The organism is Sphingomonas sp. LR60 (assembly GCF_036855935.1).
Lineage (GTDB): Bacteria > Pseudomonadota > Alphaproteobacteria > Sphingomonadales > Sphingomonadaceae > Sphingomonas.
In genome coordinates, this window is sequence record NZ_JASPFK010000001.1 from 2560015 (window position 1) to 2572946 (window position 12932).

Sequence of the window (12932 nt, forward strand, 5' to 3'; positions counted from 1 at the left end):
ACGAGCGCTCCGGAAGAAAGGGCGCGCGACACCGCCGCGCGCCCAGGTGGGGACGTTTAGAACTTGCCGCGGATCCCGAACGAGAAGGTCCGCCCGTTGAAGTAGGAATTGTCGCGATGCGTCTGCCCGACGGATTTCTGCGGGTTCTCGTACACCGTATAGGTATTCTCGTTGGTGATGTTCAGCGCATCGACGCGCAGCTCGATATAGTCGTTGAGCTTCAATGCGACGGTCGCGTCGAGATAGCCCTGCGCCGCGAAGTACGAGATTTCGTCATTCGCCGTGTTGCGCTGCGCGCCACCCGTCTTGGAGCGATAATTGTACGATCCGCGCAGCGAGAACGGTCCTTTCTCGTAGAAGCCGGTGATGCTGTACGTGTATTTGGGCACGCTCTGCAAAGCGACGATGCTGCCGTTGGTCAGCACAAAATTATAGTCGATGCCCTTCTGCTGCTGATCGATCAGCGTGAAGCTGCTGGTCACGCCCAGCCCGTCGAACGGCTTGGGCAGGAAGGTGAAGTTCTGCTGATACGCCGCTTCCAGCCCGCGCAGCTTCAACTGCCCGGCGTTCTGCACGATCGTGCGCAGGATCCGCGGGTTGTTGTTGGTCAGCGCGTTCACCTGCGCCAGCGTGCAGGTGCCGGTCGGCCCACCGAACGCCGCGCAACTGAAATAGCTCGGATCGAGGCCCGTCGTCGCCAGCGGAACGTCCTCGACGACTGCGACCGGCTGGTCGGTAATATCCTTCTCGAACAGCCCGACGCTCAACAAGGCGGCGGGCGCGAAATACCACTCTAGCACCGCGTCATAGGTGGTGGCGACCTGCGGGCGCAGGTCGGGATTGCCGACCGCCACCGCATTGCTGAACACGTTCGGCACGACGATGCTGCCCGCGATATCGTTCAGCGCGCTGCGCGTCACCGTACTGCCGATCGATCCACGCAGCAGCAGCTTGGGCGTGATGTCGAAGGCCAGGCTCGCCGACGGCAGCCAGTTCTGATAGCCACCGTTGCGGCGGTTGGGCGTGAACACCCCGCCCAGATTGGTGTAATTGTTGATGATCGTCTCGGTGTCCGAATAACGGATGCCGGCATCGCCGCGCAGTTCGTGCCCGCCGATCGCGATCTTGAACGACGTCTCCAGGAACGCCGACTTGACGCGCTCTTCCGCCTCATAGGTAGCGTTGAGCTGGCGCGCCGCCTGACGGTTGGCCTGGTTGGCCCCCAGCGTGCCCATCACGAAGTCGCGCGAGAAGGTCGCGAAATTCGACGGATAGCCCGAATTGCCGCCGTTGTTCAGCGTACCGTATTGCAGGAACGGATCCATATACTGGAACACGCCATTGCCGCTGGAGGCGAAGGTGCCACCGTTCGGCAGCGCCGCGGCGCGCGCGATCGAGGAGCCGTCCTGCGCGGTCCGGCTCTTCAGGCTGGACACGTAGCTGCCGCCGATCTTGAACGCCATGCTGGTGTCGCCGGTGTCGACCACCGTCCAGTCGAGCACCGAGCGCAGGCTCTTCACGGTGTCGTCTTCGCGCTGGATCGAGAAGCCGAGCGTCGGGTCGCGGAAATTGGCCGGATCGGTGAACGATGTCGGCGAGCTGATCGTCGGATAGGAGACGTTGACGGTCGGATCGTAGGTTGTCGTGATGCCGTAGATGTTCGAGACGATGCGATTGCCCGATTGCCAGGCGCGGCTCTTGGAGATGCTCCCCTGCGCCTGCAATGTCACCCGGTCGCTGAAGTCGTATTTCGCGCGGGCCACGCCGTAGGAGAACTTCGTCTCGAAATCGCGGAAGAAGCTTTCGCCGATGATGCTCGTATTGCCGAACGTCCCATACAAATTGTTGTACTGGTCGATCTTGACGTCGAGCGGAATGATCCCGGAATTGGTGCCGGTCCCTGGTGTCGCGGTGCTGCCCGGCGCGGTGCGCGAGTTGCGCACCGGCACACCGAACGTGAACTCGTCCATCTGGTCGGTCAGCTTGGAATAGATGCCGTCGACGCTCGCCTCGAACTTGTCGCTCTTATATTGCACCGACCCGACGAATCCCATCCGCTCGCGTTCGGTGTTCGAGGTATAGACGCGGTAGAAGCGCGGCAGCAGCGCGTTCGCGACCTGCGCGCGCGTCAGATTGCCGAAATTGGCGAGCGGGCTGTCGAGGTTCAGCTCGAACTGGAACGGTCCGCTCGTGTTCGACGGCACCGAGCCGTAATAAGGACGCCGCCCGAGCGCCGACGAATTATAGCCGCCCGTCGACTGGAAACCCGAGCGCTCATTGACGGTCTTGGCATAGGCTGCGCCGAACAGGACGCCAAAATTGCCCCAATGGTCGCTGACGATCAACGAGCCGCGCGGGCGCCACTTCTCGGACTGATCGTTGTAGCTGTACTGCGCGGTGTAGCGGAACACGCGCTCCTTGCTGTCGAACGGGCGCGGCGTCTGCAGGTCGACGTTGCCGCCGATCCCGCCCTCTTCGAGATTGGCGAGCGGCGACTTGTAGACGTCGACGCGCCCGAACAACTCCGACGGAAAGACGTCATAGTTGAACGCGCGGCTCGAACTGCCGACGCTCCCGGCCGAGGTGGTGCGGACCGGCGCACCGTTCAGCGTCGTCACCACGAAGTCGGAACTTAGCCCGCGGATCGCCACCCGCTGCCCCTCGTTGGTGCCCGCGCCGCCATCACGGCTCAGGATCACGCCCGGAATACGCTGCAACGAGTCGGCGACGTTCGCTTCGGGGAACTTGCCGATATCCTCCGCAACGATCGAATCGCGGATGCCGACCGCCTCGCGCTTCAACTCCAGCCCCTCGGCGAGACTGCGGCGGAAGCCGGTGACGACGATGTCGTCGCTCGCCGCCTCGGTCGATGCCTGTGGATCGGTAGCGGGTGTCGCGGCGGGCTCGGCCGCGGTGGTTTGCGCCGCGGCCGGAGCCGCCACCAACGTCAATGCGATGGCATGCGCCGACGCCATGCCGATGAACAACGACCTGCCCACGATAACCCCCTCCTGCTACGCCGCATATTGCGGCTTATGGATGGGTTATCATACAAGTTCGAACGCGCGTCAATCCGCTGTTATTAGTCCCCACCAGAAAGGTTCGCCGCCTCGCTCAACTCCGTGTGACGGCTAAGGCTTTCCTGCATGTGATGCCGCGCGGCGTCACGCGCGCCCGCTGGATTCATCCGCACGATCGCGTCGACGATCGCCTCATGCTCGATGCGCACCTTCTCGACATAGGCACGCTGCGCCTCGGGCGGTTGGTCGCGCAGATACAGGTTGCGCGGCGGCACCAGTCGCACCCCCAGGAAGTCGATCAGCTTGACGAAGGTCTCGTTCTGAGTCGCCCGCGCGATCGCGGTGTGGAAACGCGTGTCCGCCGCCGCCGAGGCGACCGGATCGTCGGCCACCGCCGCCATGTCGCGCAACGCCGCGCGCATCGCGGAAATGTCGGTCAGCGTCCGCCGCGCCGCTGCGAAGGCGGCCATCTCCGACTCGACCGACAAGCGCACCTCGAGCAGGCGGATCACGTCCGCCAGCTCGCTCATATCCTGCCGCGTGATCTGAAACGCCTGGTAACGCGCGTCGTCGGACACGAACACGCCCGACCCCTGCCGCGCGATCGCGATGCCATGCGCCTCCAGCCGCGCGACCGCCTCGCGCACCACCGTGCGGCTGACCTTCTCGTCTTCCGCTATCTCTTTCTGCGTCGGCAGGCGCGCGCCCGGCGGCATCTCGCCCGACCGGATCCGCGCCTCCAGCTTCACGTACAAGGCATCGGCCAACGACATGCTTTTGGTCATCCGTGCTTTATATCAAGGTCGTGCGCCAAGCCCCACAGGCAAAGTGCCGGCTTGGCAAAATAGATATGACAGCTTAGGTTATCCTACAACAGAAAGGGAGTGGATCGGCATGAGGATCGCGACGCGACGATATGCATCGGCGACCTTGTCGCTGCTGCTCGGCACGCCGCTCGCCGCGCAGGAAGCGCCGCCGCTACCGGTCGTGTCACCGCTCCCGCCCCCGCCCGACCGTACGCCGCGCGCGGTCGCGCTGCTCGCCGACTATCGGTACGACGATCTGCTGTGGGAGAACGACCGCACCGCGCACCGCATCTACGGCCATGCGCTGGAGGCGGCCGAACCGCCGTCGGGCTCGGGGATCGACAGCTGGGGCAAGAACGTCCGCTGGCCGTTCGCGGATCGCCAGCTCCGCACCGGCGATCAGCACGCCTATCATGGCGAGGGAATCGACTTCTACAATGTCGGCACCACGCGCGGCGCGGGCGGTCTCGGCATCTGGCACGACAACAAACTGTGGACCTCGCGCAATTTCGTCCGCCACCGCATCCTCGCGAGCGGCGGCGACCGCGCCGACTTCACCGTCGATTACGCGCCCTGGCCGGTCGATACGGTACGCAAGGTGTGGGAGACGCGCCGCTTCACGCTGCCGCTCGGCACGCAGTTCACGCGCATGGTCTCGACCATCTCCTCCGACCGCCCCGAGCCGCTGCTGGTTGGCATCGGCATCGGCAAGCGCACCACCGGGCAGGGCGCGGGCGAGTTGACCGTCGATCGCGCGCGCGGGCTGCTCTCTTGGTGGGGACCGGACGAGCCCGGTCACGGCCGGATCGCGATCGCCATCCGGGTCGACCCGCAGATGATCGCCGATGTGCGCGCCGATGCCGACAACCAATTGGTGCTGCTTCGCGTCACGCCCGGCAAGCCGTTCGTCTATTATTCGGGCTCGGCATGGAGCCATGGCGAGGGCGATTTCCGTACCCGAAAGCAATGGGACGACTATGCCGCCGGCACCGCGCTTAGCTTCGAAATCCCCAAGGCAGGGCAATGACGATGCAGATGGATCGACGGGGTATTTTGGCGGGCGGACTGGCGGCGGGCGCATTCGCGACCACGCCTGCGAGTGCGCAAGCCCGACCCGCCGACGCACCGCTCCCCGATGGCGGCACCGATCGCGCCTATGCCCTCGCGCTGCTGCGCCGGATGGCGGAGCCGGTCCTCGGACGCATGGCGCGCGGTCGGCTCCATGCCGAATGGACGCCCGAACTCAGCCCGACCTGGGACGGCCGCAACCCCGGCGTCGCCTATCTCGAGGCGTTCGGGCGCTTGATCGACGGGATCGCACCGTGGCTCGCGCTCCCGGACGACACGAGCGCCGAGGGACGGCTCCGCGCAACGCTGCGCACGCAGGCGCTGGAAAGCTACACCCACGCGGTCGATCCGAAGAGTCCCGACTATCTCTTGTGGCGCGGACACGGGCAGGCATTGGTCGACTCCGCCTATTTCACCAGCGCGCTGCTGCGTGCTCCCGATGCCTTGTGGAAGCCGCTCGACGCGAAGACGAAGACGCGGATCGTCGAAGAGATCAAGGGCCTGCGCCGCATCTCCCCGCCGTATCAGAACTGGCTGCTGTTTGCGGCGATGAACGAGGCGTTCCTGTTCGCGATCGGCGAGGAGTGGGACCCGATGCGGGTCGACCTCACGATCAAGAAAATGCTCGAATGGTATGTCGGCGATGGCTGGTACGGCGATGGCGCGCGCTTCCACTATGATTATTACAACAGCTACGTCATCCATCCGATGCTAGTGCAGATCCTCGCCACGCTCGCGGCGGGCAAGCCGAGCTTCAACAATCTGCGTCCCGCCGAGGAGCTGGCCCGCGCGGTGAAGCGCGAGCAACGCTACGCCGAGCATCTCGAGCGGATGATCGCCCCCGACGGCAGCTATGCCGCGATCGGCCGTTCGCTCACCTATCGCACCGCGGTGCATCAGCCGCTCGGGCATCTGGCGTGGCGCGGGCAATTGCCCGACACGCTGCCGGCAGGGCAAGTGCGCGCCGCGACGATGGCGGCGCAGCGGCGCGTCTTCGCCGACCCCAGCAACTTCAACGCCGACGGCTTCCTGACGATCGGCTTCGCGCGACACCAGCCGACGCTGGGCGACGTCTATTCCAACGCCGGCAGCATGTATATCGCATCCGAAAGCCTGATCGCGCTCGGCCTGCCCGCCGATCACGTCTATTGGACTGCACCGCCGCAGCCATGGACGATGCGCCGCGCCTTTGCCGGGCAGGATTTCCGCAAGGATTACGCGGTCGACTACTAAACAAGCCTCGTCGCGCCGCGACGCCGTCATCCCCTGAAGTTTGATTCGCCTGGCTTGAACCGCTTCCCTTCGTCACCCCGGCGAAAGCCGGGGCCCAGTTGGGGAGGTCGACGAAATCAGGCGTAACCTACATCATCAGCGTCCCCCAACTGGCCCCGGCCTTCGCCGGGGTGACGCTTCTGCTTGAATGGATCATCCTCTAATCGCCAGCCGCCGTCACCACCGGTCGCGTCTCGCCATCCAGCTCGGTCAGTTCGCGCTCGACCGCGATCGTGTCGCCCAGATCGCGCATCGCATACAGCTTGCCGCGCGCCTGCTCGAACGGGCGATGCAACACCATCGTGAGCGATCCATCGAAGCGACGGAACAACATCCCATGCCCGCTGTCGCCCCGCACAAGCGGCGGCAATTGCTCCCACGGCCCCGCAATGCTCCCGCTCTTCGACCGCGCGAGCGACTGGACATAGCCATGCCGGTCATAGCTCGACCACAGCATCAGCAACGTGCCGGTGCGCGTGCGGAAAAGCTCGGGTCCGTCAGTGACGTTGCCGCCCTTCACATCGGCGGGATCGGCCCGCTTCACCCATGGCGCGTCGGAGGCACGGAACAGCAGTCGCGGCTGCCCCGCGGCGGCGAGTGTGTCGTCGAGCGGCACCGCCTCGATCGTCCCGTCGCCGACCTGCACCCATTCATGCGCATAGACCATCCACGGCTTGCCCGCGCGATCGACGTGCAGCGAGCCGTCGAGCGTCATCTGCGCGGCATCGACGATCGGCGCGCCGTCACGCTCCAGCCGATAGGGCCCGCCCAGCTTCGCCGACGAGGCGAGCAGGGTCGAACGCCGTACCGGCTTCCGCCCGTTCTCGGCCGGCAGCTTGAGCCCGTCATTGTAGAAGGTCGAGAACAGGTACCACCGCCCCTTCCAGCGATGCACCTCCGGCGCCCAGGCGCCGTCGTTCGCCCAGCTCCCCTCCGGCAGTGCGAAGACCATCACCGGCCGCTGCCAATGCTTCAGGTTGCGGCTGCGATAGGCCATGATCCCCAGCCGTTTGTCGCCGGTCAGCTGCTCCTCGTTGCGGGTGAACAGCCAGTACGTACGCGTGGCGCGATCGGCGACGATCCACGGATCGTGCAGCGGCATGTCGGGCAGCAACAACGGCGCAACCGCCGCTTGGCGGGTCGCGGCGGTGGCTCCCAGCAACGTGCCGCACGCGAGCACCGCCATGAAGGCGGCACGCAAACCGGCAGCCGCGCCGGTACGTCCACCAGCAAGTAAGGTCATCCGTCTCTCTCCCGATTATGTCGGACAATAAGCGGGAGCGACATTCGGTCAAGCCGTCGGAGGCGCACCCCTGCGTTCACGCGCCGGATTGCCTGCGACGGTCGCGCCCGCGCGCACGTCGCGCGTCACTACGCTTCCTGCCCCGATGATGGCATCGTCCCCGATCGTCACGCCGGGCAGGATCAACGCCCCGCCACCGATCCACACGTTGCGACCGATCGCGATCGGTCGCCCCCATTCCGCGCCGGTCGCGCGCGCCGCAGGGTCGCGTGGATGATCCGCCGTCAAAAGCTGCACCGCCGGCCCGATCTGCGTGCCAGTTCCGATCGTCACGGTCACCACATCGAGAATGATGCAGCTATAATTGAGGAAGACGTCGTCCCCCAGGCGAATATTATAGCCATAATCGCAGTGGAACGGCGGCCGGATCACCGCCCCCTCGCCCACCGCCCCCAACCGCTCGCGCAGGATCGCGCGGCGCTCGCTCGCGGGCAGCGCCGCCGCGCCATTGTAGCGCGCCATCCATGCCAGCGCCGCTTGGTGGTCCGCGATTAATTCTGCGTCACCCGCATGATACGGCTCGCCGGCCAGCATCTTCTGCTTCTCGCTCCGCTCCGCCACCGCCGTCAGTCCCGCGCCGTCAGCGGCACCGAGGATCGCCCGGGTGCGCGCGCATCACCGCCCGCCGCATCATGCCGCGTTGCGTAAAGATGCCGCAATATCAACGCCAAATCGGCTTCGCTCAGCCCCGTTGCCGGGTCGATCACGATCCCGGCGGGCAAGGGTTCGACCCATGACGCCAGGCGGTTGCACGCAGCGCCCAGCGCCGGGTCGGCGGAATCATCGAAAGCAGCCATAGCCTTGCTTATGCCGCGACCGCCGCGATCGACCAACCCTCAGCGCAGCGTCAGTTCGACCACCTGATCCCAGCTCTCGCCGAGCGGCGGAAGTCCTGTGATTTCAACTTGATCCCCCGCCGCGCCGCCGAGACCCTGGCGCCGCCATCGAGCAGCCGCGCCGCTGCGACCTGCCCCTTCAACGGCAGCGCGACCCGCCCGTCATGCGCGCGCAGCAGATGGACATAGACCGTCTTGCCCTTCTGCGTGGTGACGCCCCACGCGCCCGGCGACACCGGCCCGCCGCGGGTCCCGTAAATGCTGGCGCCGTTCACCTTCAGCCACCCGCCAATCGTCTGGAATGTCGCCAGATTTTCAGGCTTGATCTCGCCATTGGGCATCGGCCCGGTGTTGAGCAGGAAATTCGCGTTGCGCCCCGCCGCACCGACCAGGGTCTGCACCAGCGTCTTCGGCGACTTGTACTGATCGTCGGTAAGGTTGAAGCCCCAACTGCCGTTCATCGTCTCGGCAGTCTCCAGCGGCAGTGCTCCGACCGTCGCGGTGCCACTGAACCCGGTCTTGTTCTCGCCGGGCAGATCGCGCTCAAACGTCTGATAATCCTCGCCCGCGAACGGCGCATGGTGGTGGTTGTTGACGATCAGCGCGCCGGGCTGGAGCTGGTGGATCAGCTTGTACGTCCGCTCCAGCCGCCAACGGTCACGCAGCGGCGTCTTCTCCTGATCCCACCAGCCGTCGAACCAGATGCCGCCAATCGGACCATATTGCGTCAGCAACTCGCGCAATTGCGCATCCTGATAATCGAGATACTTGTCCCAATTACCCGCCTCCGGCCGACCCGCCGAGTGGCCCGTGCGCCCGCGCGGGAAATAGTCCGGATTGTGCCAGTCGAGCTGCGAGTAATAGAAGAACAGCTTCACGCCCTGCCGCCGACACGCCGCCGCCAGTTCACCGATCGGATCGCGCTTGAACGGTGTCGCCTTCACGACATTGTACGGGGATACCTTGCTGTCGAACATCGCAAAGCCGTCGTGATGCTTGCTGGTGATGACGATGTAGCGCGCGCCCGCGTCCTTGAACGAGCGCACCCATGCGTCGGCGTCGAACTTATGCGGATAGAAGAATTTGGCGAGCCGCTCATACTTCGCGGCCGGGATCTTGTTGTCCTGCATGATCCACTCGGCACCGCCCGACGATCCGGTGCCACCCAGCTCGCTGTACAGGCCCCAGTGGAGGAAAATGCCGAACTTGGCGTCCTGAAACCATGCCCGCGCGGCGAGGTTGGCTGGCGCGGGGGTATAGGTTTCGGCGGATTGCGCCGTGGCGGCCGGAACGGCGAAGGTTGCCGCGATCGCCAAGGTAAGTCCCCGCCCCAAGCGACGTCGTGCGCTGACCATCATTCCCTCCCGTTATGTTCTTGAAGCAGAATGACGAAGAAGTGCTGCCCTGTCACCCTCGCGTCGCGGTCGTCCTCTCCCCTGCCGTTGCCCGCTCCTCTCTCGTCACCCCGGATCAAGTCCGGGATGACCGACAATGGCTGGCGACCCTCCCTATTTCCCCCGAAATACTCCCGCAGCCGCGCCGCCTCCTCGGGTGTGATCGCCATCACCGTGCCATGCTTGGGCGCGGTGAAGTTCGTCGTCTTCATCCGCGACCCTGCGTCGTTGAAACGCCCGATGTTGCGGAAGGTCTTGAAATCGGTCGTCTCCGCGAAGCCCATGTTGTTCGGCCTCGTGCCGAAGACATCGTACATCAGCACATAGGTGTTGGTGCCGTACCGCTTCCACAGGTTCGGCGCCTCGGCCGCGACCATTTCGGGATCGACCTTTTGCGGATCGTAGACATATCCGCCATCGATCCGCCGCGACACCGCCTGCCGGATGCTGCCCGGCTGCTCGTGCGCGACATAGAACATGTGATAGCGATCGCCGATCTTGGTGATGTCGGCGTCGATCGTGTTCACCTTCGGGCGCGGATAATTGAGGATCTGCTTCGGCTCGGTCGTCAACGTCGTAAAGGCGGGGTTGGCGAGCGACTGCACCATGAAGTTCGGGCCGTTGCCGATCCGCGTGGTGAAATAGACCATCATCCGCTTGCGCGCGGGATTCCAGATCGTCTCCGGCGCCCAGACATTACCCGCCTGCGCAAAGGCCGGGAACAGCGCGCTGACGTTCACCTTCGCCAGCGTCCAGTGCAGCAAGTCGTGGCTCTTCATCAGGATCAGGTTGCGGTTGTTGCCCCAGCCGTAATCCTTCTCGGGCCGCTCCCAGTCGGTGGTGCGCAGCCCCTCGCGCTTGGCGAAGATGTGCAGGTCGGTCATCGACATGTAGAAGTCGCCATCCGGCCCGCGCATGATGTGTGGATCGCGGACACCCTTCTGGTCGGCGACCGCTCGTCCGGACAACACCGGCGCACCATCGTTGACGTCGGTGAATGTGTAACCGTCGGGCGAGGTCGCGAAATACAGTGAATGCGTCTCGTCCTTGAAATAGGCGAGCAGGTACGCCGATCGCGCCGCCGCGCGGACCTTCGGCGCCGGATAGCTGGCGAGCGCCGGCACCACCGCCAACTGCCGCGAAGCCGTACCAGGAGCAGCCTCTTGTGCCATCGAGCGTGCGGATGACGCCATCGTGCCGAGCATCAGCGTCATCGTCGTTGCTGCAATGAACGCCTTCATACCAACTCCCATCGATCGCCCTTCCCTAGGATCCGCTCGCGAACTAAATAGTCCGACAAGAAGATGCAACGATGCCGATTGTGCGGGAGTATTCGCCAGCGAGTCAAATACGCTGGGAGAGGCCGCAAGAAGCATCGCAACCGATCGCAGCTGGTGCCTGTAAATTAACGCTTTTCCTTCATGCGCTCGCTCATTCGCCAAACAGGCGACGAGCGATCAACAGAAAATTGGAAGCGTTCCATGCCGGGTGTGGCAGCACGAATTCGCGATCTCAGCCTTTCCGCGAAGGTGACATGGCTTATCGCGTTGTCGCTATGCCTCCTGTCGCTGGTCACCGCAGCGGTCACCGCCACCGTGCTGGCGATCAATGCCGAGCGGAGCGCGACCGAACGGCAGGAGGCCAATATGCGCGTCGCGTGGAGCGTGCTCCAGCGCCACGGTCGCACCGCCGCCGTGAACGGTGATCTGCTCTCGATCAACCGCCATGTCCTCAACGGCGATCACAGCGCGGTCGATCGCGTCAAGGAACTGGTCGGCGGCACCGCGACGATCTTCCGCGGCGACACGCGCATCGCCACCAACGTCAAGAACAAGGACGGCAGCCGCGCGACCGGCACCAAGCTGACCAGCGACGCGGTGCGCGAGACCGTGCTGCGCGACGGCCGCAATTATCGTGGGCGCGCCGATATTCTCGGCACCAACTATTTCACCGCTTACGACCCGATCAAGGATGCGAACGGCGCGGTGGTGGGCATCCTCTATGTCGGCATTCCGGCCGAAGACTTCCTCGCCAGCGTCCATGAGGTCCAGCGGAGCATCGCAATCGTCGCGGTGCTGGTGACGCTCTGCGCCGCGCTGGCCTGCCTGGCGGTGACGCGCAAGATGTTCCGCCCGCTCGGCGAAATGCGCCGCGCGATGAGCGAGTTGGCCGGCGGACGCCGCGACGTGGCCGTGCCCGGCACCGACCGCCGCGACGAGATCGGCGCGATGGCGAAGGCACTGGTGGTCTTCCGCGACGCGGGCGAGGCCAAGGCGCGCGCCGATGCCGAGCAGCAGCAGGTGGTCGACGCGCTTGCGCAGCAGCTTGCCGCGCTCGCCGACGGTCGCCTGACGCAGCGGCTCGGACAGACGCTGCCGGCGAGCTATGCGACGCTGGCGAAGGATTTCGACCGCGCGCTGTCGTCGATCCACGATGCCCTGCAAGGAATCAGCAGCGGCAGCGAGACGGTCTACCGCTTCACCGCCGAGCTGACGCAGGCGTCCGACGACCTGTCGTGTCGCACCGAGCAACAGGCGGCAAGTCTTGAGGAAACCGCAGCGGCGATGAGCGCGATCGCCGACACCGTCAACAACGCCGCGACCGGCGCCGCCAGCGCGCAGGAGGCGATGCACCGCGTCCATGGCGCGGCGCGCGACGGCGCGCTGGTGGTGCGCGAGGCGGTCGCGGCGATGGGGCGGATGGAGCAGGCATCGAACGAGATTTCGGAGATCATTGCGGTCATCGACGGAATCGCCTTCCAGACCAATCTCCTGGCGCTCAACGCAGGCGTCGAGGCGGCGCGCGCCGGTGACGCGGGCAAGGGCTTCGCGGTCGTGGCCAGCGAAGTGCGCGCGCTCGCCGGGCGCTGTTCGGACGCGGCGACCGACGTGCGACAGCGGATCGTGCTGAGCAGCCAGCAGGTCGAAGACAGCGTGCGGCTCGTCAACGATACCGGCAGCGCGCTCGACCGGATCACGACGCAGATCGGCGCGATCGCCACGCAAGTAGCCGATATCGCGACCAATGCTTCCGCTCAGGCCGAGGGGCTGCGTCAGATCGACATCGCGCTGGCGCAGATCGACGGCACCACGCAGCAGAATGCCGCGATGGTCGAGGAGGTCACCGCCGTGACGCGCAAGCTGGAGGCACAGGCCGGCGCGCTCGGCAGCCAGATCGCGCGCTTCGACGTCGCGCACGCCCCCGCGCCGCTCGCGCGCGCGGCATGACCGCGC

10 protein-coding genes are annotated in these 12932 nt (G+C 65.4%); 3 read left to right on the plus strand and 7 right to left on the minus strand.

The window, feature by feature from the left end; translation table 11 throughout:
- Positions 1–56 precede the first annotated feature (56 nt).
- Both QP166_RS12040 and QP166_RS12045 read right to left on the minus strand, forming a co-directional pair.
- Complete coding sequence (locus QP166_RS12040) at positions 57–2999, minus strand: TonB-dependent receptor (RefSeq protein WP_333916113.1); 2943 nt, start codon at positions 2997–2999, stop codon at positions 57–59.
- 83 nt (positions 3000–3082) lie between these two features.
- A complete protein-coding gene (locus QP166_RS12045) occupies positions 3083–3805 on the minus strand; it encodes a FadR/GntR family transcriptional regulator (RefSeq protein WP_333916114.1) in 723 nt (240 codons plus the stop codon).
- A gap of 109 nt (positions 3806–3914) precedes the next feature.
- On the opposite strand from QP166_RS12045, the gene QP166_RS12050 reads away from it, so the two are divergent.
- Positions 3915–4853 carry a DUF4861 family protein gene (locus tag QP166_RS12050; protein WP_333916115.1) on the plus strand — a complete coding sequence of 313 codons (939 nt, stop codon included), beginning with the start codon at positions 3915–3917 and terminating at the stop codon, positions 4851–4853.
- The gene (locus QP166_RS12055) at positions 4850–6127 is read left to right on the plus strand and encodes a DUF2264 domain-containing protein (RefSeq protein WP_333916116.1); all 1278 of its coding nucleotides are present in this window, start codon (positions 4850–4852) and stop codon (positions 6125–6127) included. Before QP166_RS12050 ends, QP166_RS12055 begins: the two co-directional genes overlap by 4 nt.
- Positions 6128–6326: 199 nt before the next feature.
- Here QP166_RS12055 and QP166_RS12060 read toward each other — a convergent pair whose 3' ends face one another.
- Genes QP166_RS12060 through QP166_RS12080 form a run of 5 tightly spaced genes read right to left on the minus strand, consistent with a single transcriptional unit; the run spans position 6327 to position 10940 of the window.
- On the minus strand, positions 6327–7409 hold the full coding sequence (locus QP166_RS12060; RefSeq protein ID WP_333916117.1) for a glycoside hydrolase family 43 protein: 1083 nt from the start codon (positions 7407–7409) through the stop codon (positions 6327–6329).
- 48 nt (positions 7410–7457) lie between these two features.
- The gene (locus QP166_RS12065; RefSeq protein WP_333916118.1) at positions 7458–8030 is read right to left on the minus strand and encodes a sugar O-acetyltransferase; all 573 of its coding nucleotides are present in this window, start codon (positions 8028–8030) and stop codon (positions 7458–7460) included.
- Between the two features lie 5 nt (positions 8031–8035).
- Positions 8036–8266, minus strand: coding sequence for a hypothetical protein (locus QP166_RS12070; RefSeq protein WP_333916119.1), 231 nt, complete (start codon positions 8264–8266; stop codon positions 8036–8038).
- A 50-nt stretch (positions 8267–8316) separates the two neighbouring features.
- Positions 8317–9621, minus strand: a complete 1305-nt coding sequence (locus QP166_RS12075; RefSeq protein ID WP_333916120.1) for an alpha-L-fucosidase — start codon at positions 9619–9621, stop codon at positions 8317–8319.
- Between the two features lie 38 nt (positions 9622–9659).
- A complete protein-coding gene (locus QP166_RS12080) occupies positions 9660–10940 on the minus strand; it encodes a glycoside hydrolase family 43 protein (protein WP_333916121.1) in 1281 nt (426 codons plus the stop codon).
- A 240-nt stretch (positions 10941–11180) separates the two neighbouring features.
- Between QP166_RS12080 and QP166_RS12085 the strand changes: the two genes are divergently transcribed.
- Positions 11181–12926 (plus strand): methyl-accepting chemotaxis protein, encoded by a 1746-nt coding sequence (locus tag QP166_RS12085; protein ID WP_333916122.1) that lies wholly within the window; start codon positions 11181–11183, stop codon positions 12924–12926.
- Positions 12927–12932: the final 6 nt, after the last annotated feature.

Coding starts and splice junctions, on each gene's coding strand:
- QP166_RS12070 (WP_333916119.1), bottom strand. CDS start 8,266: ATGGCTGCTTTCGATGATTCCGCCGACCCGGCGCTGGGCGCTGCGTGC.
- QP166_RS12060 (WP_333916117.1), bottom strand. CDS start 7,409: ATGACCTTACTTGCTGGTGGACGTACCGGCGCGGCTGCCGGTTTGCGT.
- QP166_RS12050 (WP_333916115.1), top strand. CDS start 3,915: ATGAGGATCGCGACGCGACGATATGCATCGGCGACCTTGTCGCTGCTG.
- QP166_RS12055 (WP_333916116.1), top strand. CDS start 4,850: ATGACGATGCAGATGGATCGACGGGGTATTTTGGCGGGCGGACTGGCG.
- QP166_RS12045 (WP_333916114.1), bottom strand. CDS start 3,805: ATGACCAAAAGCATGTCGTTGGCCGATGCCTTGTACGTGAAGCTGGAG.
- QP166_RS12080 (WP_333916121.1), bottom strand. CDS start 10,940: ATGAAGGCGTTCATTGCAGCAACGACGATGACGCTGATGCTCGGCACG.
- QP166_RS12085 (WP_333916122.1), top strand. CDS start 11,181: ATGCCGGGTGTGGCAGCACGAATTCGCGATCTCAGCCTTTCCGCGAAG.